Raw genomic sequence first — 24,794 nt, forward strand, 5'->3', positions numbered from 1 at the left:
TGATGTTTGGCGGCCAAAGTCAGCGTATATCAAAGACCAATCATTCTTTCAGGGGCCGTTATGTCATTCAAAACCGATATTGAAATTGCGCGCGAAGCCAACAAAAAGCCTATTCAGGAAATAGGCGGCAAGCTTGGAATCCCTTCGGATCATCTTTTGCCATTTGGCCATGACAAAGCAAAAGTCAGCGCGGAATTCATTAAAGGTTTGGCCGATAAACCGGACGGGAAACTGATCCTCGTGACGGCAATCAATCCCACGCCGGCGGGCGAGGGGAAGACAACCACGACGGTTGGCTTGGGTGATGGACTCAACAAAATCGGCAGGAACGCTGCGATCTGTATCCGCGAGGCGTCGCTTGGTCCGTGCTTTGGTATGAAGGGTGGCGCTGCGGGCGGTGGCTATGCCCAAGTGGTTCCAATGGAGGAAATGAACCTGCATTTCACTGGGGATTTCCACGCCATTACCTCGGCGCACAACCTTCTCTCAGCGATGATTGATAACCACATCTATTGGGGCAACGAGCTTGAGATAGACGAGCGTCGTGTTGTGTGGCGCCGCGTGCTGGATATGAACGACCGCGCCTTGCGGGATACGGTGACGTCGTTGGGTGGGGTCGCAAATGGCTTCCCGCGTCAGACCGGTTTCGATATTACCGTCGCGTCCGAGGTAATGGCGATCCTGTGCCTCGCAGATGATCTTGATGATCTTCAGCAACGTTTGGGCGATATCATCGTGGCCTACCGCCGCGACCGTTCGCCGGTTTATGCGCGCGACATCAAGGCCGAGGGTGCGATGACGGTCTTGTTGCAACAAGCGATGCAGCCCAATATCGTGCAGACCCTTGAGAACAATCCAGCCTTCGTTCACGGCGGCCCCTTTGCCAATATCGCGCATGGTTGTAACTCGGTTATCGCTACGAAAACTGCGTTGAAGCTTGCGGATTATGTCGTGACAGAAGCGGGTTTCGGCGCGGATTTGGGGGCCGAGAAGTTCATGAATATCAAGTGCCGCAAAGCAGGGATAGCGCCTGATTGCGTCGTATTGGTCGCTACCGTGCGCGCGATGAAAATGAATGGTGGTGTCGCCAAGGCCGATCTAGGTGCCGAAGACGTCGCGGCGGTTCAGCGGGGCTGCGCCAACCTTGGTCAGCACATAGGCAACATTAAATCGTTCGGCGTGCCCGTTGTGGTAGCGATTAACCATTTCACCGACGACACGGATGCCGAAATTCGGGCGGTTATGGATTATGTTGCTTCGCAAGGCTCAGAGGCGATCCTGTGTAAGCACTGGGAGAAAGGCTCTGAAGGTATCACAGAGCTTGCGACCCGCGTGGCCGAAATTGCCGATGCAGACGTTGCGCAGTTCGCGCCGCTCTATCCCGACGAAATGCCGCTGTTCGAAAAAATTGAACGCATCGCGAGATCGATTTACCGTGCCGACGAAGTTCTGGCCGATAAGAAAATTCGCGATCAACTCCGCGCATGGGAGGAGGCAGGCTATGGAAACCTGCCCGTTTGTATGGCCAAGACTCAGTACAGCTTCTCGACTGATCCAAATTTACGCGGCGCTCCTGTTGGGCATTCTGTGCCTGTGCGGGAGGTTCGGTTGTCTGCTGGCGCTGGTTTCATTGTGGCCATTTGCGGAGAGATCATGACGATGCCGGGCCTGCCACGCAAGCCATCTGCCGAGGCGATCAAACTCAACGACGCGGGCGATATTGAGGGCTTGTTCTAGACGTATTGAGGGCGTTCGATTTCTGGAGTATGAGGTGGCAACCCAAACGTAGGAGTGCATATGCGCGCCCCCAGTGATTGCCACAACATGGCCGATTTGCGGACCGAGATCGACACGCTTGATCGTCGCTTGATCGCTATTTTGGCCGAGCGGATGACGTATATTGATCGTGCCGCGGCGATTAAGGCCCGTGACGGATTGGCGGCGAACATTCCCGAGCGTGTTGAGGAAGTCGTAAGCAACATCAAAAAACTATCTCGGGAAGCCGATTTTCCTGAAGCCCTCGCAGAGTCCCTCTGGCGCGAAATGATCGCGTTCGCTATTGCCCGCGAAGAGGCCATTTTAAGCTCTACGAAGGAGGGTTCCGATGACGGCAACACTGATTGATGGCAAAGCCTTTGCCGCAAGCGTTCGTGAAAAAGTTGCGGTGCATGTCGCGCGCCTGAAGGATGAGCACGGCATCACTCCGGGCCTCGCGGTCGTCCTAGTTGGCGAGGACCCAGCAAGTCAGGTTTACGTGCGCTCCAAGGGGAAGATGACCAACGAGGTTGGCATGAACTCCTACGAGCATAAGTTGGCCGCAGATACGAGCGAGTCAGATTTGTTGGACCTGATCGCCAAGCTTAACGCCGACTCCAATGTTAACGGCATTTTGGTGCAGCTTCCCTTGCCTGATCACCTTAACGAAGATCTGGTCATTAACGCGATTGACCCAGCCAAGGACGTCGATGGCTTTCATATTTCCAACGTTGGATTACTGGGGACAGGACAGAAGGCAATGGTGCCTTGTACGCCGCTGGGTTGCCTTATGATGCTGCGCGAGCACCATGGCTCGCTCTCTGGGTTGAATGCGGTGGTCATTGGGCGCTCAAATATTGTGGGGAAGCCGATGGCGAATTTGCTTTTGGGCGATAGCTGTACGGTCACGATTGCCCACAGCAGAACCAAGGACTTGCCTGATGTTGTGCGCTCTGCGGACATCGTTGTCGCGGCTGTTGGACGCCCAGAGATGGTACCAGGAAGCTGGATAAAAGAGGGAGCGACAGTGATTGACGTGGGCATCAACCGCGTTCCCGCGCCAGAGAAGGGCGAAGGCAAGACGCGACTTGTCGGAGATGTCGACTTTGCTTCTGCCGCCGAGGTTGCCGGTGCGATCACGCCAGTTCCGGGTGGTGTTGGCCCAATGACGATCGCTTGCCTATTGGCGAATACACTTACCGCAACATGCCGCGCGCACGACCTCGCCGAGCCAGAAGGGCTTACAGCCTAGCTCGGATCGGAATAGTTTGGCGCCCGTCCTTCTAGCCCCGCAAGCACGGCTTCGGTCTGGTTTGCGGTGCCAAGCAGTTTCGCCTGAGCTTCGGACTCGAGGATCAACACCTCATCGGTGCTGGAATGTTCGATATCTGTAAGAAGCTGCTTGGCAACGCGCGTCGCGTCCGGGCTTTTGGTTGCAATATCAGAAGCGATATCCAGTGCACGTCTCAAGGGATCGGCGTTGATCTCCGTGATAAAGCCGGCTTCAAGGGCGGGCTCTCCGAGGAATACTTCGGCGGTATAAGTGTATTTCCGGATGATATCGGCGCGCGCAAGGCTAGGCATGATCGCCATACCGCCCATGTCCGGAACCAAGCCCCACTTTCCCTCTCGGATGGCAAACTTGGTATCTGGTGTTGCAATACGCATGTCCGCACCAAGCATGATCTGAAATCCGCCGCCATAGACATGCCCATGCACAGCCGCAACAACGGGCATGGGTAAGTCGCGCCATACCATCGTGGCGCGCTGAAACAGGTTGGATGCGCCATGCGTTCGCGCCGTAATCCCGCCGGTCTTGGACATTTGCGCCACAAGCTTCCCGAACGTAGAGGTGTCTAGGCCCGCACAAAACGCGGGACCATCGCCAGAGAGGACAACGGCCCGAACATCGTTCCGGTTCATCAGTGACTCGCCCGTTGCGACAATTGCTTCAATCATCTCGAGATCGAGCGCATTGCGCTTTTCTGGGCGGTTGAGTTTGACCATGGCGATATGGTCTTGGATGGTCAGGTTCACACGGTTGGACATGGCACACTCTCCTTTTGCGAGAGTGTGCGCCCAAATCCGTTGCGCGCCAAGGTGTTCCGCTGGGTCACAGCGATGCGTAGGGCGAATTAGTGGACGATTGCCTCTTCCTTCACGAACATATTAGCCCAAGCGCGATCAATCAGTTCAGGAGACATCTGATAGGGAATGCCTTCGAATTCGCAGATCGCGATCATCTGGTCGATAAGGAATATCGGTTGATAGTTGGCATATACGTTATCGATTTCGGGATACTTCTTCTTGAGAAGATGCACGAGTGCGGCCTCATCCAGTGGCATTTTGCGTCGCCGTGCCATCATCGCGAAAATCTTGAGGAAGTCTTCTTGGTTCGGACCATCAATCTTGATCTTGAAGAAGATACGACGCAGCGCCGCCTTATCGAAAATCTCATTCGGGTGGAAGTTTGTCGAGAAAATAACGAGCGTATCGAAAGGTACTTCAAACTTCTCACCCGATTGAAGAGCGAGGATATCCTTGCCTTCCTCGAGTGGAACAATCCAGCGGTTGATGAGGGCCTGCGGCGGCTCTTCTTGGCGACCAAGGTCGTCCACGATAAACACGCCGCCCGTTGATTTAAGCTGCAAGGGCGCTTGGTAGGTTCGGGATGTCGGATTGTAGACCAAGTCAAGCATCGACAGCGAAAGCTCACCACCCGTAATTACGGTCGGACGCTCGCAACGCACATAGCGGGTATCGTAACGGTTCGCAGTACGACGAAGAGAGTTCGGATCGTCTTTCTGTACCTCTGCGGCGCTGTGAACGATTGGGTCATAGACGGTAATGACCTGACCCGCATATTCAATCGCGCGCGGTACATAGATTTTGTCGCCTAGGGCGTCGCGGATACCATTAGAGATCGAGGATTTACCGTTACCCGGAGGACCGTACATCAGAATGGAGCGACCAGAACTCACCGCGGGGCCAAGTTGATCCAGTAGGTCAGGTGGCAGAATCAGATGCCCCATCGCGCCCGTAAGCTGATCGCGATTAATCATGATGTTGCGAATGGATTGCCGCTTTACCTGCTCTTGATAGACGGCTAGTGGCACGGGCATCGCGCCATAGTATTCCGACTGGCTTAGGGCATCTAGCGCGCGCGCTTTGCCTTGGTCCGTAAGTTGGTACCCCATTTCGTTGCCGGAGTTCGCGTGCAATGTCCCTGTCGCCTCAATCAGTCGCTGTTCTCGCGCCAGATCAACCAGTTCCTGCGTTACAGGTATCGGCAGACAGATCGCCTCGGCAATTTCGGACACCATGTCGACATTCTTCCGAAATAGCGTTTTGATAAGAATGTCGCGCATCATGACGGGCGACAAGTTCATCTCATTGAGACGTTTCGGGGCGGGCGGAGCGACGACGCTCGTGGGTTCAAATGACATTGAGTGTACCTGTATTGTTTGGCAGCGAGATTGGTTCGCATATTTTTGTGATGATTCTACCTCTCTGTGCAGTAATGACCACAAAATTCTGTTTCGACCTTTGGCAATCAGCATGGTCTGCGGCTAGTGTTGCTCAAAAGTAAACGCAGGCACGCATGAAGCAAATAAATTCAACACTTTTGGCCACTGTTTTGGTTGGTGTGACGATCATATTTTCTGGTCTGTCCATCGCTAAGGGTGGGTTATTCCTTGGAAAACACGAAGTTGACGTGTTGCATTTCATGGATATTCTCCGCCGTTTGCAACTCGGGTATGACATTCATATCGAATTCCAGACTCCAATCGGCGTAATGGCCTTTGCGCCGATCATCTGGTTCTCGAATTTAGGCTATGACCTAGGGATAAGTTTCGTTCTGGCCCAAACGCTGTTAGCAGTCTTGCTTTTGCCTGTCGTTTGGTGGGTTGGTGTGTCGCGGTTGGGTCCGATTGCGGCGATGTTCTTTGGCATCAGTATTCTGGCGATTGTTTGCGCAATTGTAGGCGGTGGAAGCGAAAACTCGCCGTCTATTTCTATGCACTATAACCGCTGGTCATGGGCTATCTCCTTGTCTGTGTTGGCGCTCGGTGTGATTGCTCCACAGGAGGAACGCCGCCCACGACCAAATCTCGAGGGTCTCATGATCGGTGTTGGCATGGCCGTCCTTGCGCTGACCAAAGTTACGTACTTCGCGGGCTTTGCGATCCCTATCACAGTGGGCTTGATTTTGAACCACAACATGCGGGCGCTTGTCATGGCCGTTGGCGCGGGGCTTGCTGTCGCTGCACTTGCTACTGCGATCTTGGGGGTGGAGTATTGGTCGGCATACTTGGGTGACTTGCTACGCGTAGCGGGTTCAGACGTTCGGCCCTATCCAGGGGCAAGTATGCTTGACCTTCTCGGCGCGCCCGCGTTCATCGGGATTTCATTCTTGGCGTTCATGAGTTGCGTTGTACTTAGACAGTCCGATCAGAACAAAGAGGCGCTTTTGCTTCTGCTTTGTATGCCCGGTTTTTATTTCGTTACGTATCAGAATTTCGGAAACGACCCTGTTTGGCTCTTGTTTGTGATTATTGTTCTGATGGTCTACAGGCCACGGAATGACATTCGCAATGGCTTGGGCTGGAAGATGCGCTCTGCTGCATCCGGGGTTGCTATTGCGGCGCTGGCTGTGATGGTGCCCTCATATATTAACCTTGTGACGAGTCCGCTGCGCCACGCTTTTGTTGATGCATCCGAGTATGCGCCGTTCTTGCCGGATGTATCGATGGACATTCACACGGCGGATATTCGTGGCAAAAAGGTTACCATTTCTTCGCGAGTTTTTAGCGAAGAGTTGGAGGAATTTGTTTCGCCTCCCGAGGATGAAGATATCCGTGAAATCGCGGGAATGGTCCTTCCAGACTGCACGTTAGAGGGTGGGGTTGCCGCTATGCAGCACGCAATCAGCGCTGGTGTGTCAAAGAATGTGGCGGCTCAAGGTAGCTCACTCTTTGTCGCAGACGTAATCATGGCACTATGGATCGAGGCAGGAATGCTGCCGGCGATCGGATCCGCTCCATGGTATTACGGGGGCCTTACTGGGTACGATAATGCGTCTTATTTATTGGTTCCGAAATGCCCATTGACCGCAATACAAAGAATAATTCTGGACAACATAGCCGAGCGTGAGGGCGAAACGTTGTCTCTTATCGAGGATACTGAGCTATATGCGTTCTTCCGCATTGACCGCTAATTGTTAAAGAACGCCGCGCAAACCAGATAGATTATGAGCAGGAACCCGAGCGATAGGCCCGCTGGGAATTCATTGGGGCGATGCCAGCTTTCCCAGTTTGGCGCTAGATTCAGAGCGAGAGAAGACGATCGCGCGAGTCGGTGGGCGACAAAACCCACAAGCAGACACGCGGCAAGGAGAATGGTGAACTTCGAAATATCGCCACGCGCGACAAACAGAGAGATCGCCGCAAAAATCTTGGCATCTCCTGCTCCGACTGCTCCAAAACTGCTAGCAATGAAGCCGATAACGAGCATGACAATCCCGTTGACCCAGCCTGCCAGATATTGATCCATCGGCAGCGCAACAAGGCCGACCACTGCGTAAACACCGATTAGGGCAAGCACTGCGGTGTTGCGGATTTTCATGTGCTTGAGGTCGCTAAACATAACCCACAAACAAATAGGAAGGGCAAATGGCAAGAAAGCCATTGCCGCTCCCGCAGTAAGCGTCAAATCCAAATTTACGCGCCCCCCTCAAGAGCAGATAGCGAGCGTACGGCGGATTCGAAATGCTGTGGATGCGTTTCGATCGCGTCCTTAAGCAGGCCCTTGCCGGTCGCAACATCACCCTGCTTGATCGCAGAAAGCGCCATAGTATGCAGAAGCTGCGCGCGCTCTTCTTGGGTCATTGGTACAATCGGAATCTCATAGTTCCGCTGTGCGCCGCGTGCCAAGACGAGGTTGTTTTTGGCAGTGAACAGCTTGCTGTCATAAGAAATGGCGTCGCCAAAAAGCTTCTCGGCTTTTTCGTAGTTCCCGCGTGTGAGCATGGAGTAGCCCCAGTTGTTCAACACGTTTGCGGGCTTGGTGGTCAGGCCTACGGCGGTTTCGTAGTAGCTGTCCGCTTTGTCCCAGTCTTTGTTCGAGTCGGCGATCATCGCCTCAAGGCGATAGCGTTTGAACGTCTCGACTGTTGGTGGAACGCTATCGAGCATCGTCTCGGCTTCGTCCCATTTGTTGGACCGGATTAGAGCGTCGGCGTAATTGACACGGTCGTCGCTGGTGCCTTGTGAGCTCTCGACAACAGCTTTCCAGCTCGACAGAGATTCCTCAGGCTTTTTGGCGCGTACCAACGACAGCGCTAGACCGCGCTTGAAATCAATGCGGTTTGGCTCGTTAAGCACGGCTTTTTTGTAGTAAGCGACGCCCTCGTCGGGGTCTGCGACGGTCAACATGATATCGTTCAGGTTGCTCTCGTCTATTACATTCAAGTCCTTTACCGCACGTTCGACATCGGCCGTGTCAGAGGAATCTCCGCACGCGGAAAGGGTAATAGCGCTGCACAAGCACAGCGATAGAAAGAAGGGATGGCGCATTTTTGCGTCCTTTACTGCTCAATTCTCTCACGGAGTTTCAAGGAGCAGATAACTACCTGTTCCGCGCCTCACCAACTCAAAATTATTCTTATTGGTCTCATCATACGACGGATTCTCAATTTTTTCGAGTGCCAGTGTGAGATTTTTGCGGATTGAGTCGCTTTCGCCACTATCCAGCGCAAAGGCCGTTTGGAACACACGGCTAGCCTCGCCAACCTGACCAGTTTCCATGAGAACGACACCGAGGTTATTCCATGCTGGAACAAAGGTCGGATCCTCGTCCACGGCCTGTCTCAGGAGTTTTTCTGATTGTCCTAGCCTTCCCAGCCGAAGATTCGCAGACCCAAGCGCGCTTAGCACATCAATCGACATTCCGTGCTGCGCAGCGGCCCTTAGGTACGCCTTGAGCGCCAGCTCATATTCGCCCGCTTCCATGAGCCTGTGCCCAACCAAGAGGCCGTCCACACCCTCTTCGGCGCTTAGGCCTGGGGCATAGGGATTCCCATTTGCGTCAAAGCCGCCCGTGGTATCACAGGCGGCCAATAGCAATGTCAGTACAAGACTCAGCTTTGCGGCGTTCATGCCAGCTAGAATCCAGTAGTTGATAGGGTCTGCGCAATACCATAAACGGACGGACCGATAAGAATTATCAATAGTGGCGGAACTGTCAGCATCATGGTCGCCAAAGTCATCTTGGTCGGCAGTTTGTTCGCCTTTTCCTCGGCGCGCATAACGCGTTTGTCGCGCATTTCTTCCGCATAGACCCGCAGGGCGTCTGCGATGGAGGTACCGAAGGTCTGCGATTGGTTCAAAACAGTCACAAAACTACGCACATCCTGAATGCCGCAACGATCGGCCATGTCGTTTAGGACCAAAACCTTGTCCTTACCCGCTTTTGATTCGTGGGCAACGATCGCGAATTCATCGGCGAGATCAGGGAAGCCTGCACGAATTTCTTGGCTAACGCGGAGAATGGATTGATCGAGCGATTGCCCCGCCTCAACGCACACCAGCATCATATCGAGCGAATCTGGAAAGCCGTTAGTGATAGCTTCCTGACGGGTTTGAAGGCGGCGGTTAACCCAGTATTTGGGTGCCATGTATCCGATCACACCTGGAATCAGAATGGTCATCATCGAGGATTGTAGTGCGCCCTCTTCGCCGTTGGAGGTGGCGAGTGTATAGATCGCGCCTGCGATAAGTGCGCCCAAGCCAAGCGCAAATTGTGCAAAGTGATAGGTCCGCACGGAAGTCTTGTCGCGATAGCCTGCCTGCATAAGTTTTAGGCGAACGGCCGAGAATTCCTCTTCGTCTTGAGGCTCCAAGAAATTTGAATATTTCTCAAGCTTGTCATTCTTGCTCGAGCGCAGCGCCTCTGATTTGCCCCGATCACGCGAAGCACGTTCCTGCCGCAATTTCTCTAGTGGATCGACCTTCTTTTGAAGAAGGAACGGCAGCGTCATGATGATCAGTAGAAATCCGATCACACCTGCAACGATAACTGGCCCAAATTCTCCAAAGTTATCAGAGAGCATCGTATTGAAAGCTTCCAAGAGTTCCATCGTCTGCTCCTAGACCTTAATGTTCACAAGCGATTTCATCACAAAGATATTCGCAATTAGGAAGCCGGCAACCACGAGACAAGCAGGAATGAAAACTGACGTTTCCTTAACTTCGTCATAGTAGTCAGGCTGAATGACGTTGATCATGATGAGGGCTAGAATTGGGAAGCCAGAGAGGAACATCCCTGACCATTTCGCCTCGGCCGTAATGGCATTCACGCGGCGGAAAAGCTTAAAGCGGGCGCGAATAACTTTCGCAAGACCATCAAGAATTTCGGCAAGGTTACCACCGGAAACCTGCTGAATCGTCACCGCCACGGCCAAGAAGCGGAGATCCTGCATATCCATCCGCTCGGCCATATGTTTGAGAGCTTCGCCAACGTCGCGGCCATAAGCTGTCTCATCGGCAATAACGCCCATTTCGGTTCCAAGGGGATCAGAAACCTCCTTGGCCACAATGGAGATCGCTGAAGAAAAAGGATGCCCAACACGTAGCGAGCGCACCATAAGTTCCACCGCGTCGGGGAGTTGCTCCTCAAGCATCGCGAGGCGTTTTTTGGCTTTTCCGTTAACCCAGACAAATACCGCGCCCACGCCCATTACAATGGCAAGGCCGACTCTGAGTGGGGCGGATGCCGCTGTGGCGACGGTCAGGCCCAAAAATGCAAAGATAGAGAGGGCAATCATCACAAGGATAAGCTGCGAAGGTGAGAAAGCGATGTTCGCCTTCTGCGCTTTTTGTGCGAGCAGTGAGTAAAGTGGGATGCCTTTGGATTTTAGGTGCTGGCCCATTTCCTTGCGGAGTTGGTCAAGAACCTGTTCACGGTTTCCGCCCTTCTCGAGCATGTCTAGTCGGCGGTTCACACGACTGTTCAGGCTGATGGATTTGCCGAATACAGTGAGATAGATGCCCTCAACCAGGACCAATACCGCAACGAATATGAGGACGTAAATCAGGGGCGCTGCACTGATAATCATGGGCTTACTCCGCAGCCATTTTTGTTGGTTCGAATAGGGTTGGCGGCAAATCATAGCCCCACATACGGAAGCGCTCGGAATAGTGACTACGCACGCCAGTCGCTGTGAAATGGCCAATGATTTTGTTATCCGGCGTCAAACCAACGCGTTGATAACGGAAGATTTCTTGCATGGAGATAACATCGCCCTCCATACCTGTGATTTCGGTGATTGAGGTCATACGGCGCGAACCATCCTGAAGGCGGCTTGCCTGTACGATCAGGTTCACAGCGGATGAGATTTGCGAGCGTACCGCCTTTAGCGGCATTTCGATCCCGGCCATCGCGATCATATTCTCAAGTCTGCTTACGCCGTCACGCGCAGAGTTGGCGTGGATTGTAGTCATCGAACCGTCGTGGCCCGTGTTCATCGCCTGAAGCATATCGATCACCTCAGCGCCGCGAGTTTCACCCACGATTATGCGGTCGGGACGCATACGAAGTGCGTTTTTCAAACAGTCGCGCGGAGAAACTTCGCCTTTGCCCTCGACGTTGGGAGGGCGGCTTTCCATCCGGCCTACGTGTGTCTGTTGGAGTTGAAGTTCGGCCGTATCCTCGATGGTTAGGATGCGTTCGGCGTTATCAATAAAGGAGGAGAGGGCGTTCAGCGTGGTTGTCTTACCAGAGCCAGTACCGCCAGAAACGATGATATTCAGACGCGTAGCAACGGCCGCCTGCAGGTACGCCGCCATCTCTTCGGTGAAGGCACCGAAATTTACCAGATCGTCGATGCCAAGTTTGTCTTTCTTAAACTTACGAATCGAAACCAAGCTACCGTCAACGGCAACGGGCGGAACCATGGCGTTGAAACGCGAACCGTCCTGAAGACGCGCATCGACGTAAGGGTTACTTTCATCAACACGACGACCAACGGCCGAAACGATCTTGTCGATAATCCGAAGCAGGTGCTTCTCGTCCTTGAAAGTAATTGGCGTAAGCTCAAGTTTACCTGCACGCTCAACGAAAATCTGTTGCGGTCCATTAACCAGAATATCGTTGACCGTTTCGTCCTTAAGAAGCGGTTCGAGCGGGCCAAGGCCAGTTACCTCGTCGAACAACTCGGCATTCAACGCTGTGCGCTCATCGCGGTTAAGAACGACGGCCATTTCTTCGAGCGATTCACTCGCGATTGCCACGATTTCGGCGCGGAGGTCCTTTTCACTCGCGTTCTCAAGAGCCGCGAGGTTGAGGTTGTCGAGAAGGCGGCTGTGAAGCTCTACCTTGATCTCGCTAAGCCTGGATTTACGCTTTGCTTCCTTGTCCAGCGGAATGGGCGCCGCCGCGGCAGAGGCCTTGCGAAGGCTCTGTGCTTTTGGGGCCGCCTTAGGGGCCGGTGCCACATCAGGTGTCGGCTGTGCTTTACCGGTTTCTTTTTTGCTGTAACGAGAAAACATATGTGCTCCTACGAACCTGTGCTCTCGGCCAGATTATGCTTGTGAAGTGACATGGCCAGTTTGTGAATTTCCTTGCGCAACGGAGATTTCGGCGCGTGCTCACCCAGTGGTTGGCCGTGATCATTCGCCTGAACGATCTGCTTGCCGCCATCGGGCAGCTGGACTTCGATGTTGATATCGAGGCTCTCGGCCATGCGCTTAACGCGCGTTTTTCCAGCAATATCGGTGAACTTCGGTCCACGATTCAGGACAAAGCGCATCTTCTCATAAGGGAGCTGTTCAGCCTTGAGCGCGCGCACCATACGAAGCGCATTTTGCGCCGAACGCATGTCCAACTCGACCATGCTGAAATACACGTGCGCCTGATTCAGAACCGCCTCTGTCCACGCCACAAGCGTCGAAGGCATGTCGATCACGACATAATCAAAGTTGGTGCGCGCGGTTTCGATGATCTTGTCGATATCCTCAGGAGAAACCAGATCGAGCGGCAAGATTTCAGCCGGAGCCGTAAGCACGTGTAACTTGTCGTTATAGGTCAAGAGCGAGTGCATGAAGCTGTCGCTGTCCATAGAATCTGTATCGGTCAGCATCTCGTAGACTGCATCGCGGCGCGGCAAGTCGAGGAATGTCGAGGCGGACCCAAACTGTAGATCAAGATCGAGAAGGCAAACGCGCGGCGGGTTCTTCTTCTCGACTGTAGCCAATTCCCAGGCGAGGTTTACCGCAAAAGTTGTGGCACCCGTGCCGCCAGCAAGGCCGTGCACAGGAAGAACAACGCCGCTGTGATCGTTCGTTGCCTTGAGAACAGTTTGCGTTTCTTCGATGGTCGGCGTATCGGCGACCGCATTGAGTTCGGCTTTCTTGCGAAGGCGCTCAACCGCTTCGTGAAGCTCGTTTTCAGGAAGAGGGTAGGGGATGAAATCATCCGCCCCAAGCCGCAGCAATTTATGCAGTGCAACGGGGCTTACGTCATCGGCAATCAGGATTACTTTGATCTGCGCAGACTTCGCAGCAGTAATCAGATTGGAGATTAGAGATAGATCTTGCTCGTCCTGCGAATCAACTGCGATGGCAACGAATTCAAGACCTTGAGCTTCTTCTTGGTCGAGGAACGTAAGGGCGTCGTTGAATCCTAGATCGCCCCAACTCTCTCCAAGTTCGGCTTCCATGTCCTCGATCAACAGATCGAAATTCTGCACATCGCGAGAAATCGTACATGCCACAATTGGCGCCGGTTCTGGCTGCAACATTGCGCTACTGGTCATTTGCCTCACGTCCTTCTGCTAGAGGACGAAAACGGAATGCGGCGGTTCAACCGTATCGTCAGGTTGATCTCGCCCCGTTGTCGCCCGTGCGCGCTGTCGTTTCCGATTCGCACGCACTGCTCCCATCACTTGATCTGAAAATGGCAGCTAAATTTGGCAACATTGGGGCTAAATAAACGTAATTGTACGGTATCTCGCGACAGATCTACTCGGTTACGCTCGAATCAAAGCCCGTCAGCTCGGTGGCCGGAACCGCACTCGCAACGTAGTCGCGGAATACGACCTGAGCGTATTTGCCATTCATCACAGTCGGATGATTTTGAACAAATCCGTTAACCTCGGTTACCGTACGGCGATTCCTGCGCTCTGGTCCAGATGTTGCGATGATTGGTTGCGTCTTACCATACGAGACAACGGCATCCAGACGGCTGCGGCTGATGCCTTGGCTCACGAGATAGTTGACCGCTGCTTGTGCACGGCGAAGCCCGAGAGACTTGTTGTAGCTCTGAGAGCCAACAAGATCAGTGTGCCCATAAACGCGGAACGTCATCTCAGGGAACTGCTTGATCCAACGCGCCTGCGCCTGCAACGCAGCGCGTGCATTAGCATCAAGCGTGGAAGAGTTGAACGCAAAGTTGATCGTCGATGGTGTCTCTTCTGCGAAACGACGCGCTAGATCAACTGCGTATGATCTCTCTCCGGATTGGATTAGTACATTGTTCATTGTTGGGTTGCCGAAGGCGCCCTCGTCAACTTCCGATCCAGCTTCTAGGTCACATGCGGCGATGGTAACTAGGCTCAGGAGCGCAACCGATTTCGAGAAAAATGTTTGGGAAACAAATCGTTGCATTGTCTTTACTCCATCACATAGCCGTAGGAACCGCCAAATTCTTGTTTGGCAACTTCTCCGGCAACGCCGTTGGGGGATCTTGTTCCGGCAACTTTGCCGAAGAGGAAGAGTTCGCTCTCGGATGGAATACGAACACGGTCAGTTGGAAGCGCAAGGGCCTCGCCACGTGTCGGTGTCACAAGATGCGGTGTGATGATGATCACGAGTTCGCTTTGATCGCGCTGGAACTCTGCGCTACGGAAGAGCGATCCCAGCACGGGGATGTCACCAAGCCAAGGAACCTGCGAGTTGAGGTCTTGGAAGTCATCAAGAAGCAAGCCGGCAATCGCAAAACTCTCGCCGTCGCGCATTTCAACGGTTGTCGAAGTCTCGCGGCGCTTGAACGCGCTGATTTGGAAGCCTTCAACGTCGATACCGTTTGATGCATCCAAGCTCGAAACAGCGGCATCCAACGTAAGGTTAATGATGTCATTGTCGACGACGCGCGGGATGAAGTTCAGCTCAATACCGAATGGTTTATATTCAACAGTCGTTGCCGAGCCGCCATTCGACGCATCACGCGCAATTGGAACAGGGTATTCGCCGCCAGCGAGGAACTTCGCCTCTTGGCCAGAAATGGCTGTGAGGTTCGGTTCCGCGAGAGTACGAACAACACCTTTGCTTTCAAGGGCTTCGAGCATAACCGCAACCTGTGTTGCGCCTGCGTTAAAGCCAAAGAGCATCGCGCCAACGCGATCGTTTGTGGACGCAGTAGAGCCGTTGTTGAGCGCATTATTGAGTACCGCACTGTTCGCGAACTGGCCGGAACCCGAGGTTGTGCCAACGCTGCCGTTTGCGAGGGCGCCTGAGACACCAACGCTTGCGCTTAGACTCTTGCGTACAGAGCGGTTCATCTCTGCGAAACGCACTTTCAGCATAACCTGCTGATTGCCACCGACGACCATGAGGTTCGAAACACGCTCAGGTGCATAACGCTGCGCTAGATCCATAGCGCGGTCCATACGGGCGAGGCTGGAGATTGTGCCGGAAAGCACGATGCCGTCATTCGCTGTACGTACTTGGATGCTCTCGTTCGGGAGGATTTGTTTCAACCGCTCTTTGAACTCGGCGATATCTGGGGTGACTTGCACCTCGACGTTCGTCAAAAGGTTACCGTCGCCGCCAAGGAGCGTGAGGGTCGTACGGCCTGGGGCTTTACCCAAGACGTAAATCGTTCTGTCGGAAAGTGTGGATATGTCTGCGATACCCGGGTTCGCGATTGAAAGCTCGGCGAACGGGGTTTCACTCTCGACCACAACAGCGCGGTTCATCGGGACGCTCAGCGCCGTCGATGTTGCGCCGCGCAACACTCGTAATGTTTCCGCATTTGCAGCTACTGGAACTGCCATGCTGAGGGCGGCCCCAAAACATGCCGCCGTAAATAATTTCTTGATGATCATTGTGATCCTGCCCTCCGATCACGCCTCTATTTATAGGCGTCTATATGCGCCCTTTTGACAAGCACCATGCAGGAAAGGCATTTTCATTGCAAGAATCAATGCTTTGACGAGTGGTTTTAATGTGGAGATGTGGCAACACAACTTTGAGGTGTTGTAATAAAACAAGGGCGCGCAACCGAGTGGGTTGCGCGCCCTTGTGGCAAAAATGCTAGATTAGTTGGTGCATTGGATCGGAATTTCGACCACTTCTGCTCCGCGTCGCGTGCGGATTGTACACACTGGATCTTCCTGAACTTCGATCACTTCTTGCTCGCGAATACCGAGCAGTTCTGTTTGATCGACTTCGATACCTGCTTCGACAATCGTGTCATCCTGCGCGCCCACAAGTGAAAGCGAGAGGCGACCGGTTGCTTGTGCTTGTGCAAGCGCAGCGACCTGAACGGGCGAAACCTCAACGGTTACGTTGCGCGCGATGGCCGCGGAAGAGCGATCGGAGTTTGCGGTTTGGTCAACGGCAATCAGCGGAACGTTCGTGTCAATCAGGCGTGTTACGTCTTTGCGATTGATTGAGCCGCTCCAGTAAATGTCAACGCGATCGCCGGGGCGAAGGAAACCCGAAACACCAGTCGTTACGTCAACGCGGATCGCGAATGCCCGCATTCCCTTTCCAAGGCGAGAAGTGAGGCCAGCGTCTTCACCGGGGCCGGTTACTTTTACTTCCATTACGGGTTCGCCGTTCTCCATTGTCCGTAGAACGGTGCGCAACACATCGTCGCCCTTCGAGAAGAACTCCTCATGAGAAGTGAATGCACCTTCTGGAATCGCGTTTTCTGGCCAAGCGATTGTTTTGATATCTTTTTCGGTCAGTTTCTCACCATATTCAACACGGCGAGTGGTGACATATACGTCCTTGGTCGGGACAATCTTTGCTGCTGCAGCCCTTTCTTGGGCGAGCTGATTTTCTTTAGTTTCAATGAATCCTTTCGCTGTATATACAGCGAACCCCGCGAGGCCTAAGCCAAGCATCAGGACCAATACAAAAATCAAACGCATTTGGTGCCCTTCCTTATTACTGCGCCCTCAGGCATGAGACTGAGGACGTACTACTCGATAAGCGTACACTGTCAAGAAATTGCGGCAATTCTGTGGTCAATGGCGGGTCGGGTTGGTGAATAAACCCAAAAAGTAAACAATGGGATTATTCTTCAGTCACTTTCATCGTCGCGATTTCGTCGCTGATGTTGGAGGCAATGTTGGATGAAGAATTCATCAGCTGGCTAACAACGAGAACTCCCATAAAGCCCGCGAACGCGGTCAAGACAACCCAGTCCACTGTTACTGCACCATCTTCGCTCGTTAGAAATGCAGACATAAACTTTTCCATAGTTCTATCCTTAAGTTCCGATCAAGATCATTGTCCGAATATTATTCGGCTCAAATGTGGCAACTTTGAGGGTGCCGTTTGATTTGTTTGTGTTTGCCTAGAACAAAAAAAGGCCGCACCTCAGATAAGAGATGCGGCCGCTACAAGTGAAACTTGTAAGCTTACGAACCGTTGGAAACAGTCATCGACGAAACTTCAGACGAAATTTTGCCAGCAAGGGACTTAACGCCGCCGCTTACGCTTGCGAGAACCGCAACGCCGAGGCCAACGATTGCGGCTGTAAGAACAACCCAGTCTACAGTTACGGCACCAGATTCGTTGCTTACGAAGTTTTTGATAAGGTTAGTCATTTTGTTTCTCCTAAATTTCTCTTTGCTCATTTCTGCGCCCTGGCGTTCGGGCCGCATATGAGCCTGTGTTCGCCTTGGATGAGTTGATATAGCCAGTCGAATGGGGCAGCATTAGGGCGGTAAAAGTACAAATTTAAGAGAGGGTTAATAATCGAATAATTTGTTTTAACGCATTGTTTTTTAACGATTTGAATCGTGTTTCATTCATGATTGGCCGTTTGATCTGGGCGAAATCACTCAAATTGGCCACATATGCGAACAATTTTTAGGCTAACGCTAGCGCGGCAAACAGTTTTTTGCGACACTAGGCAAAACCAATAAGAGCAGGGCGAAAACCGCATGAAGCGGAGCTACGGGCGAATATTATGTTTGACGGCAATTCTTTGCGCCGTAAGCGCGCAGGCCGAGACGCCTGCGCCAGCACAAGATTTTACGTTCAAGCGGCTGAAGGTGCCTCAACGGGGTGCCCCTCCCAAGATTACAGTTCAGATTGATCCAGTCGAGCAAGCGCGTGTTCAGGAGGCGGCCGTCGCAAAAGCACGGGCGATCAACGAAAGACTGGAAGGGTTGAAAAAAGAACTGGCCGAGAAAGTCGAAGAAGAAGATATCGAAGAGGAAGGCAATCAAGAGCTAGAACAGTTATTGGCTCGTAGCGCGCCATTCGATTGGTACTGGTCAGAGGTTTCGCCGAGTATGAACGATTCGGGCCCCGGCAGGCTCGCTCAGGCGCTCTTGCACTTACGTAAGGCCCCGCCCGAGGCGGCAAATCTAAGCCCACGCCTTCAAACTCTTCAGGATATTACACTTAAACACGGCACCGAAATAATGGTGGCGACGATTGGCACCAGAGTTTCGCCGGCGCTTGCCCTGGCTCTGATCAGTGTTGAGTCCGCAGGTAAGACAGATGCAACATCCTCTGCGGGTGCGCGAGGGCTGATGCAGCTTATGCCTGCAACAGCCGAACGATTTGGCGTAACCGATAGCACAGACGCGACACAGAACATCAAGGGCGGTGTAGCGTATCTTGATTGGTTAATGGAAAAATTCGATGGCGACCCGATTCTAGTGCTCGCAGGTTACAACGCGGGCGAAAACGCTGTCATTTCAAACGGTGGCGTCCCTCCATATGCCGAAACTCGTGGGTATGTGCCTAAAGTGCTCGCCGCTTGGGAGGTCGCACGTGGCATGTGTCTAACTCCTCCACAGTTGGTTTCGGATGGATGCGTATTTGCAAATAAAAACGAGGTTACGGGTGGGTGAAACAAAGCCACTGGTCTTGGATGTGGATGGTACCTACCTCAAGACCGACATGCTATTCGAATGCTTCTGGGCGGGATTGGGCAAGAAACCGATTACTACACTTAAGGCATCCTTTAAATACTTCGGCGACCGAGCGCGCCTAAAGCATGAACTTGCGGAGATTGCGGAGCTGCGGGTGGACCTCTTGCCTGTTAACCAAGAGCTTAACGATTTTGCGCAGAAGGCGAAGGCAGCAGGGCAGGACGTCTATTTGGCGTCAGCTTCCGATCAGTCTTTGGTGGCTCAGCTGTCTCAAGAGTATGACTTTGCCGATAAAGTATATGCGTCGACAGTCGAGACTAATCTAAAGGGAGAGAAGAAAGCCGCCGCGCTGGTTTCGGATTTCGGTGAGCGTGGCTTTGACTATGCAGGTAACGAAGCTGTTGATCTGGATATCTGGGCCAAGAGTGATCGCGCAATTGTCGTTGATGCTCCCAAAGAAGCGGAAAAACTGCGCGAACAGGGCCGTTCGGTAACCGAGTTCTCTGGCGGCACGCGCGCCAAAGATTTGATTAAGTCGCTGCGACCACATCAATGGGTTAAGAATGTACTGCTTTTCCTGCCCCTGTTTGCGGCGCATGACTTTTCTCTTTCATCTTGGTTAAGTGTCGCGCTTGGGGTTGTCGCTTTCTCTGCTGCGGCATCATCAATCTATATCATCAACGATCTGCTCGATCTTGAGGCTGATCGCCTTCACGTCAAGAAACGGTTTCGGCCCTTCGCTAGTGGTGCCGTGCCGATTAAGTACGGGATGATCCTGAATGTTTTCTTAACCATTCTATCAATTGGTATCGCGGCAACCTTGGGCACAAAGTTCTTCGGAATTGTAGTGCTCTATATGTTCATATCTCTGGTGTATTCGATCAAACTCAAGCGTATGCGGTGGATAGATATCGCGATACTGGCGACACTCTATACACTACGTGTAATTGCGGGTGCCGCTGCGAGTGATGTGCGCGTTTCCGTTTATATGCTCGTTTTCATTTTCCCGATCTTTATCACACTGGGCTGTGTAAAGCGGTTAACAGAACTCTATCCCGCAGTTGATAATTCGCGGCTTCCGGGGCGCGCCTATTCGCGCGAAGATCGTCAGGCGTTACTTCGATTGGGAGGAGTAGGTATTTTCGGCGCGCTGCTACTCTTCTTCCTTTATAGCCTAACCGATCACGCGGCGAGCCTTTATCCCTCTCAAGGTCTGCTGTGGTTCGCGCTGTTGCCGATTGCCGCGTGGCTGATTCGGATGTTGAAGTTGGGTTACCGCGGAAAACAGGATCACGATCCCATCGTGTTCGCCCTAAAGGACAAGCACGGCCTTGGTATCCTGATGTTTACGCTTTCGCTGATGTTCTATGCGGCGGGTCTTTGGCAGCAGTTGTTCAACTTCTAGATCGATAGCTTCTTGAACAGTGGCTCTGGAATGGAGCGAATTATCATCATGATGTATCGCCAAAAAAACGGCGTATACAGCGTGTTTTTCTTTTTCTTGACCGCCTTAAGGATTGTTTCGGCCACGTCTTCGGGCGACGAGACAAGGAACATACCCTCGACTGTCCATGTCATCGCGGTGTCTACAAAACCCGGTTTGACCGTCACTACATGGCCGCCCGAACGGTTCAGGCGGTTTCGTAATCCCGACAGATAGGTGTGAAATCCTGCTTTAGCAGCGCCATACACATAATTGCCGATACGCCCGCGATCCCCCGCGACAGAGCCGACTCCAACAACTGTTCCGCTTCCGCGCGCTTCCATTTCTGGTGCGATCATCTGGAGAAATGTAGCTGGGCCAGTGAAACTATCCATGACTGTGCCCTCAATGAGGGACGGATCGGCATCGATTGCAGATTGCTCGGGCATCGAGCCGACGAAACAGGCGACGTTAATGACGCCTTCGACTTTCGTGACGTGCTCGATAATAGCCCCAAAACAATCGGTTTGGCGGGCGTCGAACTTAATTGCCTCGGCAGAAGCCGCACCTCGAACAAGACAATCCTGCGCGGCCGTTTTGAGGTCTTCCATATCGCGCCCCGCGAGGAAAACAGTTGCGCCAGCTTCGCTTACTTTGCGGCCGAATGCGCGGGCCATAGACGATGTCGCGCCCAAGATGATCCAAGTTTCCGTCATTTTGTGCTCCTTAGATCAAGTCGGCGAATTAGGTCGGTTTTAAGTGCACCAGTTGGGTCGGCCTTGGCCGCTTCTGCACTCCAAGTCGCGTGGTCGGGGTACATGGGGCGAATGCGTTCGCCGCTGGAGAGGGAATCCTTCGCCAAATAAATGCGGCCGCCCACCTCGGCGGTGAGTTTCTCGAGGCGCGGGACGAGGGCGCGCGCGGCTTCTGTGTTCGGAAAATCAACGGCGAGCGTGTAACCCTCCATCGGAAATGACATATAGCCAGCAGAGCCCGCACCCATTCGTTTGAGAACTGCAAGCGGGCTAGCGAGGCCTGAATGAGCGATTTGCGTTAGAATTTCGCGCAGCGTCGCGGCCTCTGCTACTGGAACGACGCACTGGAATTGATGAAACCCCCGTTTGCCGTAGAGGCGATTCCAGTCATAGATGCGATCCAGCGGGAAGAAAAAGTCGGTAATCGGCTTAACCGAAGTTCGCCCATGATCGGGAACGCGGCGGAAATAGAGCTTGTTGAACAGCCGAACCGTAAGTGGGGAGAGCGCAAAGCTTGGCGCGTTGAAGGGCACCGATTTTGACTTTGAGCGCGCAGGGACGAGGCCTGAGCCAGTTTCGCCTTCTTCCAAGATTCCGCGCCCAAGCGCGCTGCCCTTGGCCGTGGCGTCAATCCATCCAACGGTATAAGTTGCGCTCGAGTTGTCGAGAAGCTCGAGGAATTCGTCCAGCCCGTCGACACGCCGCTCGGTCACCATGATGACGTCACCCTTGCACGGCAGCATCTTTATCTTTGCCGATAGGATGATCCCCGTTTGTCCCATGCCGCCAACTGTCGCCTTGAAAAGCGAAGCGTTTCGTTTGGGGCTAATGGTTTTCTTCTCGCCCTGAACCAACAGGGTTATGGCTTCTACGTGCTGGCCGAAACTTCCGGCGTTGTGGTGATTTTTACCGTGAACATCCATGGCGATCGCGCCACCAATTGTCGCGAACCCTGTGCCGGGAAGAACCGCAGGCAACCAACCCTTGGGTGCAAAGAGCCTGGTGAGTTCACCCAATTGACAGCCAGCTTCGGCCTCAAGGATGCCTGTGCTTTCGTCAAAGCCCAAAATGCGATCAAGGCGCGTCATATCAATTGACTTGCCGCCATCGTTCAATGGTGCGTCGCCGTAAGAGCGCCGATTGCCCATCGCGGGCGCATTCTCTGAGGCCAAAATAGCGTTCAAGGCACTGGTGCGTTCGGGGCGTGCTATCTCACTCGCGGCGCTTAGGACGCGTCCCCAACCTGTGACGGTGTCAGTTTTCCAGCGCATAGGCCCCTCTTCTTGAATACTTCTCGGCGATAGGAAAAATGATAAATCCAATGGCTATCGCGAACCAAAGGGTCGTTAATCGAATGACAGCGGTTGCTGGCAGGCTCATGGAAAGCGGAATGCCCTCTATAGTAAGCAGCGCGACCATCGCTGCCTCTGCGCCGCCGACACCGCCCGGCGCGCCCGTTAACCCGCCGGCCAGCGTTGAAAAAACAAAAATGACAACGCAAGTCGCGAGAGAGATATCTGCGCCCATCCACGTCATAAGGTAATAGAACGCTGCTCCCTCGGCGAACCAACCCAGCCCGCCCAGAAGTGTCGCTGCGCAGATCGTGGGCAAATGCGAAAACTGTTCAAGGCTTTGGGAAGCGCGGCGTATGCGTACGAACAGGCGTGGTTTGCGACCGATAATTCGATAAGCTCCGTTGACCGCATAATTGAATAGCGCAGGTCGCGTGACGACGATGGCCGCGATAAGAGCAATGATTACGACGGGAAGCGCGCCCTTTGTTCCGCTTGCCGCCGCAAGAAGCCCCGCCGCTAGCAATAGTGCCATAACCGCGAGATCACTCGCGCGATCCATTAGCATTAGCGGTGCCGTTTTCTCGGAAAGGGCGCCTGTCTCGCGGCGGATCCATCGCATTCTAACGAGTTCGCCAAGGCGCCCAGGAGTGACGCTCATTGCAAATCCGCCAAGGAAATGACGCATATTGGCAATGACTCCTAGGTCGAGACCCAATCGCCGCACAAACACATGCCAGCGCAACCCGCGCAGTACGTAGTTGATGAGTGATAAAACCAAGAGCGCAGCTACCTGCCAGAGTGCAAGCTTTTGAATTTGCGCCCATGTTTCGTGCCAGCCCGTCGCGGCCGCCACGCCAATAAGCCCAATGATGACAAGCAGAAAAAGCCCGGCAAACAAGGCGGTGTCGCGCCACTTCTTGTTGCTCAGGATGCGAGACGAGGGCGCAGCATCAGGAGAATTTGGGATTTGTGTACTGCTCATCATTTCCTGCGATTTAGCCACAGATTGGGGCAAGAATATGATGCTGTTTCCCATTTGGGAACAAAAACTCACATTGATCAGCCACAGGTCGGTGTCGGGCCGCCACTTTGGCGACCCGCAAAATTCATACTATTGCGGCTTCGGTGCTCTTGCGAATTTCTTCTTCGGTGACGCCATCGGCGATCTCGACGATCGATAAGCCACCCTCCACAACATCAAAAACACCCAAGTTCGTGATGATACGATCCACACAGGCTTGGCCCGTTAGCGGAAGCGTGCAGGATTTAAGCAACTTGCTCTCTCCCTTTTTATTGGTGTGATCCATCACAACGACAACGCGTTTTACGCCCGCAACGAGATCCATCGCCCCGCCCATACCTTTGACCAGCTTCCCCGGAATCATCCAGTTGGCAAGGTCGCCGTTTTCGGCCACTTCCATAGCGCCCAGAATAGCCATGGCAATTTTTCCACCACGGATCATTCCAAAACTTTGGGCACTGTCAAAATATGCTGTCTGAGGCAGCTCAGTGATCGTCTGCTTGCCAGCATTAATCAGGTCTGCGTCTTCTTCGCCTGCAATGGGGAAGGGGCCCATGCCCAGCATTCCGTTTTCACTTTGCAGGGTTACTTCGATGCCGTCAGGAATATAGTTGGAAACAAGCGTTGGAATGCCAATCCCAAGGTTCACATACCATCCGTCTTGCAATTCCTTCGCGGCGCGCGCGGCCATTTGATTGCGATCCCACATGCTCTAGGCCTCCCGTACTGTGCGTTGTTCGATGCGTTTCTCGTGATCACCTTGGATAATTCGATGCACGTAAATGCCCGGCAGATGGATTGTATCCGGATCAAGGCTTCCTGTCGGAACGATCTCTTCGACTTCGACAACACAGACCTTGCCACACATCGCAGCAGGCGGATTGAAATTGCGTGCAGTCTTGCGGAATACAAGGTTGCCGGTTTCGTCAGCTTTCCATGCTTTAACAATGGAGAGATCGGCGAAAATGCCTTCTTCCATGATATAGGTTTCGCCGTTGAATTCGCGGTGATCCTTGCCTTCAGCGATCACGGTTCCGACGCCCGTTTTGGTGTAAAATCCGGGAATACCACATCCTGCGGCGCGCATTCGTTCGGCGAGTGTGCCTTGTGGGTTGAACTCAAGTTCAAGCTCGCCCGACAAATACTGGCGCATGAACTCGGCGTTTTCACCAACATAGGATGAGATCATCTTCTTGACCTGCTTAGTGTCCAGCAACATTCCGATGCCAAACCCGTCGACGCCCGCGTTATTTGAAGCAAACGTAAGGTCCTTAGTTCCCGCATCGCGAATAGCGGCAAGCAGCAACTCTGGAATGCCGCATAGGCCAAAACCGCCTGCGGCAATCAGCATACCGTCAGTCAACAGGCCATCTAGGGCCTCCGCTGCTGACCCGTATATTTTCTTCATGTCTCACTCCCCATCGTTGCT

25 protein-coding genes are annotated in these 24,794 nt (G+C 53.3%); 6 read left to right on the top strand and 19 right to left on the bottom strand.

The genetic code is table 11. The features are described 5' to 3' along the window. Positions 1 to 60 precede the first annotated feature (60 nt). Genes ACFE33_RS03665 through folD form a run of 3 tightly spaced genes read left to right on the top strand, consistent with a single transcriptional unit; the run spans position 61 to position 3,007 of the window. The gene (locus ACFE33_RS03665; protein WP_380057048.1) at positions 61 to 1,737 is read left to right on the top strand and encodes a formate--tetrahydrofolate ligase; all 1,677 of its coding nucleotides are present in this window, start codon (positions 61 to 63) and stop codon (positions 1,735 to 1,737) included. A 60-nt stretch (positions 1,738 to 1,797) separates the two neighbouring features. Further along, the gene (locus ACFE33_RS03670) at positions 1,798 to 2,124 is read left to right on the top strand and encodes a chorismate mutase (RefSeq protein WP_380057051.1); all 327 of its coding nucleotides are present in this window, start codon (positions 1,798 to 1,800) and stop codon (positions 2,122 to 2,124) included. Further along, complete coding sequence (gene folD / locus ACFE33_RS03675) at positions 2,105 to 3,007, top strand: bifunctional methylenetetrahydrofolate dehydrogenase/methenyltetrahydrofolate cyclohydrolase FolD (protein WP_380057054.1); 903 nt, start codon at positions 2,105 to 2,107, stop codon at positions 3,005 to 3,007. The genes ACFE33_RS03670 and folD overlap by 20 nt, the downstream gene beginning before the upstream one ends. Here folD and ACFE33_RS03680 read toward each other — a convergent pair. Further along, a complete protein-coding gene (locus ACFE33_RS03680; protein WP_380057057.1) occupies positions 3,004 to 3,804 on the bottom strand; it encodes a crotonase/enoyl-CoA hydratase family protein in 801 nt (266 codons plus the stop codon). The genes folD and ACFE33_RS03680 overlap by 4 nt on opposite strands. 86 nt (positions 3,805 to 3,890) lie before the next feature. After that, positions 3,891 to 5,201, bottom strand: a complete 1,311-nt coding sequence (locus ACFE33_RS03685; protein ID WP_380057060.1) for an ATPase — start codon at positions 5,199 to 5,201, stop codon at positions 3,891 to 3,893. Between the two features lie 155 nt (positions 5,202 to 5,356). Here ACFE33_RS03685 and ACFE33_RS03690 point away from each other — a divergent pair, with 155 nt between their 5' ends. Continuing rightward, positions 5,357 to 6,973, top strand: coding sequence for a hypothetical protein (locus ACFE33_RS03690; RefSeq protein WP_380057063.1), 1,617 nt, complete (start codon positions 5,357 to 5,359; stop codon positions 6,971 to 6,973). On the opposite strand, the gene ACFE33_RS03695 is transcribed toward ACFE33_RS03690, so the two are convergent. From ACFE33_RS03695 to ACFE33_RS03750, 12 genes are all read right to left on the bottom strand, one after another. Continuing rightward, the gene (locus tag ACFE33_RS03695) at positions 6,970 to 7,443 is read right to left on the bottom strand and encodes a prepilin peptidase (protein ID WP_380057065.1); all 474 of its coding nucleotides are present in this window, start codon (positions 7,441 to 7,443) and stop codon (positions 6,970 to 6,972) included. The two genes, ACFE33_RS03690 and ACFE33_RS03695, sit on opposite strands and share 4 nt — an antisense overlap. A gap of 32 nt (positions 7,444 to 7,475) precedes the next feature. After that, entirely contained in the window at positions 7,476 to 8,330 is an 855-nt protein-coding gene (locus ACFE33_RS03700; protein WP_380057068.1) for a tetratricopeptide repeat protein, read from the bottom strand. Positions 8,331 to 8,357: 27 nt separating this feature from the next. Continuing rightward, positions 8,358 to 8,912 (bottom strand): tetratricopeptide repeat protein, encoded by a 555-nt coding sequence (locus ACFE33_RS03705; RefSeq protein ID WP_380057071.1) that lies wholly within the window; start codon positions 8,910 to 8,912, stop codon positions 8,358 to 8,360. A gap of 5 nt (positions 8,913 to 8,917) precedes the next feature. Then, positions 8,918 to 9,892: a type II secretion system F family protein gene (locus ACFE33_RS03710; RefSeq protein ID WP_380057073.1), complete on the bottom strand. Its 975-nt coding sequence runs from the start codon at positions 9,890 to 9,892 to the stop codon at positions 8,918 to 8,920. A gap of 9 nt (positions 9,893 to 9,901) precedes the next feature. Continuing rightward, positions 9,902 to 10,870: a type II secretion system F family protein gene (locus tag ACFE33_RS03715; protein ID WP_380057076.1), complete on the bottom strand. Its 969-nt coding sequence runs from the start codon at positions 10,868 to 10,870 to the stop codon at positions 9,902 to 9,904. A 4-nt stretch (positions 10,871 to 10,874) separates the two neighbouring features. After that, the gene (locus ACFE33_RS03720; protein ID WP_380057078.1) at positions 10,875 to 12,302 is read right to left on the bottom strand and encodes a CpaF family protein; all 1,428 of its coding nucleotides are present in this window, start codon (positions 12,300 to 12,302) and stop codon (positions 10,875 to 10,877) included. Between the two features lie 8 nt (positions 12,303 to 12,310). Next, positions 12,311 to 13,567, bottom strand: a complete 1,257-nt coding sequence (locus tag ACFE33_RS03725; RefSeq protein WP_380057081.1) for a CpaE family protein — start codon at positions 13,565 to 13,567, stop codon at positions 12,311 to 12,313. A gap of 205 nt (positions 13,568 to 13,772) precedes the next feature. Continuing rightward, positions 13,773 to 14,417, bottom strand: a complete 645-nt coding sequence (locus tag ACFE33_RS03730) for an OmpA family protein (RefSeq protein WP_380057084.1) — start codon at positions 14,415 to 14,417, stop codon at positions 13,773 to 13,775. Between the two features lie 5 nt (positions 14,418 to 14,422). Next, positions 14,423 to 15,805: a type II and III secretion system protein family protein gene (locus ACFE33_RS03735; RefSeq protein WP_380057086.1), complete on the bottom strand. Its 1,383-nt coding sequence runs from the start codon at positions 15,803 to 15,805 to the stop codon at positions 14,423 to 14,425. 264 nt (positions 15,806 to 16,069) lie between these two features. Beyond that, complete coding sequence (gene cpaB / locus ACFE33_RS03740; protein WP_380057088.1) at positions 16,070 to 16,909, bottom strand: Flp pilus assembly protein CpaB; 840 nt, start codon at positions 16,907 to 16,909, stop codon at positions 16,070 to 16,072. Between the two features lie 145 nt (positions 16,910 to 17,054). Next, complete coding sequence (locus ACFE33_RS03745) at positions 17,055 to 17,240, bottom strand: hypothetical protein (protein ID WP_380057091.1); 186 nt, start codon at positions 17,238 to 17,240, stop codon at positions 17,055 to 17,057. Positions 17,241 to 17,401: 161 nt separating this feature from the next. Continuing rightward, the gene (locus tag ACFE33_RS03750) at positions 17,402 to 17,590 is read right to left on the bottom strand and encodes a hypothetical protein (RefSeq protein WP_380057094.1); all 189 of its coding nucleotides are present in this window, start codon (positions 17,588 to 17,590) and stop codon (positions 17,402 to 17,404) included. 339 nt (positions 17,591 to 17,929) lie between these two features. Here ACFE33_RS03750 and ACFE33_RS03755 point away from each other — a divergent pair, with 339 nt between their 5' ends. Beyond that, positions 17,930 to 18,850, top strand: coding sequence for a lytic transglycosylase domain-containing protein (locus ACFE33_RS03755; RefSeq protein WP_380057096.1), 921 nt, complete (start codon positions 17,930 to 17,932; stop codon positions 18,848 to 18,850). Beyond that, positions 18,843 to 20,276, top strand: a complete 1,434-nt coding sequence (locus ACFE33_RS03760; RefSeq protein ID WP_380057099.1) for a UbiA family prenyltransferase — start codon at positions 18,843 to 18,845, stop codon at positions 20,274 to 20,276. Before ACFE33_RS03755 ends, ACFE33_RS03760 begins: the two co-directional genes overlap by 8 nt. Here ACFE33_RS03760 and ACFE33_RS03765 read toward each other — a convergent pair. The 5 genes from ACFE33_RS03765 to ACFE33_RS03785 form a co-directional block, all read right to left on the bottom strand. Next, positions 20,273 to 21,010 (bottom strand): SDR family oxidoreductase, encoded by a 738-nt coding sequence (locus tag ACFE33_RS03765; protein ID WP_380057101.1) that lies wholly within the window; start codon positions 21,008 to 21,010, stop codon positions 20,273 to 20,275. The genes ACFE33_RS03760 and ACFE33_RS03765 overlap by 4 nt on opposite strands. Next, on the bottom strand, positions 21,007 to 22,320 hold the full coding sequence (locus ACFE33_RS03770; RefSeq protein ID WP_380057104.1) for an FAD-binding protein: 1,314 nt from the start codon (positions 22,318 to 22,320) through the stop codon (positions 21,007 to 21,009). The genes ACFE33_RS03765 and ACFE33_RS03770 overlap by 4 nt, the downstream gene beginning before the upstream one ends. Further along, positions 22,304 to 23,326, bottom strand: coding sequence for a YbhN family protein (locus ACFE33_RS03775; protein WP_380057107.1), 1,023 nt, complete (start codon positions 23,324 to 23,326; stop codon positions 22,304 to 22,306). The genes ACFE33_RS03770 and ACFE33_RS03775 overlap by 17 nt, the downstream gene beginning before the upstream one ends. 124 nt (positions 23,327 to 23,450) lie before the next feature. Continuing rightward, on the bottom strand, positions 23,451 to 24,074 hold the full coding sequence (locus ACFE33_RS03780) for a 3-oxoacid CoA-transferase subunit B (protein WP_380057109.1): 624 nt from the start codon (positions 24,072 to 24,074) through the stop codon (positions 23,451 to 23,453). Positions 24,075 to 24,077: 3 nt separating this feature from the next. Next, positions 24,078 to 24,773, bottom strand: a complete 696-nt coding sequence (locus ACFE33_RS03785) for a CoA transferase subunit A (protein WP_380057112.1) — start codon at positions 24,771 to 24,773, stop codon at positions 24,078 to 24,080. Positions 24,774 to 24,794: the final 21 nt, after the last annotated feature.

It is taken from the genome of Falsihalocynthiibacter sp. SS001, from assembly GCF_042445055.1.
Taxonomy (GTDB): domain Bacteria; phylum Pseudomonadota; class Alphaproteobacteria; order Rhodobacterales; family Rhodobacteraceae; genus Falsihalocynthiibacter.

Bases quoted from the DNA above. Each gene is read 5' to 3' on its own strand.
- ACFE33_RS03665 (WP_380057048.1), top strand. From the start codon at position 61: ATGTCATTCAAAACCGATATTGAAATTGCGCGCGAAGCCAACAAAAAG.
- ACFE33_RS03670 (WP_380057051.1), top strand. From the start codon at position 1,798: ATGCGCGCCCCCAGTGATTGCCACAACATGGCCGATTTGCGGACCGAG.
- folD (WP_380057054.1), top strand. From the start codon at position 2,105: ATGACGGCAACACTGATTGATGGCAAAGCCTTTGCCGCAAGCGTTCGT.
- ACFE33_RS03680 (WP_380057057.1), bottom strand. From the start codon at position 3,804: ATGTCCAACCGTGTGAACCTGACCATCCAAGACCATATCGCCATGGTC.
- ACFE33_RS03685 (WP_380057060.1), bottom strand. From the start codon at position 5,201: ATGTCATTTGAACCCACGAGCGTCGTCGCTCCGCCCGCCCCGAAACGT.
- ACFE33_RS03690 (WP_380057063.1), top strand. From the start codon at position 5,357: ATGAAGCAAATAAATTCAACACTTTTGGCCACTGTTTTGGTTGGTGTG.
- ACFE33_RS03695 (WP_380057065.1), bottom strand. From the start codon at position 7,443: ATGGCTTTCTTGCCATTTGCCCTTCCTATTTGTTTGTGGGTTATGTTT.
- ACFE33_RS03700 (WP_380057068.1), bottom strand. From the start codon at position 8,330: ATGCGCCATCCCTTCTTTCTATCGCTGTGCTTGTGCAGCGCTATTACC.
- ACFE33_RS03705 (WP_380057071.1), bottom strand. From the start codon at position 8,912: ATGAACGCCGCAAAGCTGAGTCTTGTACTGACATTGCTATTGGCCGCC.
- ACFE33_RS03710 (WP_380057073.1), bottom strand. From the start codon at position 9,892: ATGGAACTCTTGGAAGCTTTCAATACGATGCTCTCTGATAACTTTGGA.
- ACFE33_RS03715 (WP_380057076.1), bottom strand. From the start codon at position 10,870: ATGATTATCAGTGCAGCGCCCCTGATTTACGTCCTCATATTCGTTGCG.
- ACFE33_RS03720 (WP_380057078.1), bottom strand. From the start codon at position 12,302: ATGTTTTCTCGTTACAGCAAAAAAGAAACCGGTAAAGCACAGCCGACA.
- ACFE33_RS03725 (WP_380057081.1), bottom strand. From the start codon at position 13,567: ATGACCAGTAGCGCAATGTTGCAGCCAGAACCGGCGCCAATTGTGGCA.
- ACFE33_RS03730 (WP_380057084.1), bottom strand. From the start codon at position 14,417: ATGCAACGATTTGTTTCCCAAACATTTTTCTCGAAATCGGTTGCGCTC.
- ACFE33_RS03735 (WP_380057086.1), bottom strand. From the start codon at position 15,805: ATGGCAGTTCCAGTAGCTGCAAATGCGGAAACATTACGAGTGTTGCGC.
- cpaB (WP_380057088.1), bottom strand. From the start codon at position 16,909: ATGCGTTTGATTTTTGTATTGGTCCTGATGCTTGGCTTAGGCCTCGCG.
- ACFE33_RS03745 (WP_380057091.1), bottom strand. From the start codon at position 17,240: ATGGAAAAGTTTATGTCTGCATTTCTAACGAGCGAAGATGGTGCAGTA.
- ACFE33_RS03750 (WP_380057094.1), bottom strand. From the start codon at position 17,590: ATGACTAACCTTATCAAAAACTTCGTAAGCAACGAATCTGGTGCCGTA.
- ACFE33_RS03755 (WP_380057096.1), top strand. From the start codon at position 17,930: ATGAAGCGGAGCTACGGGCGAATATTATGTTTGACGGCAATTCTTTGC.
- ACFE33_RS03765 (WP_380057101.1), bottom strand. From the start codon at position 21,010: ATGACGGAAACTTGGATCATCTTGGGCGCGACATCGTCTATGGCCCGC.
- ACFE33_RS03770 (WP_380057104.1), bottom strand. From the start codon at position 22,320: ATGCGCTGGAAAACTGACACCGTCACAGGTTGGGGACGCGTCCTAAGC.
- ACFE33_RS03775 (WP_380057107.1), bottom strand. From the start codon at position 23,326: ATGAGCAGTACACAAATCCCAAATTCTCCTGATGCTGCGCCCTCGTCT.
- ACFE33_RS03780 (WP_380057109.1), bottom strand. From the start codon at position 24,074: ATGTGGGATCGCAATCAAATGGCCGCGCGCGCCGCGAAGGAATTGCAA.
- ACFE33_RS03785 (WP_380057112.1), bottom strand. From the start codon at position 24,773: ATGAAGAAAATATACGGGTCAGCAGCGGAGGCCCTAGATGGCCTGTTG.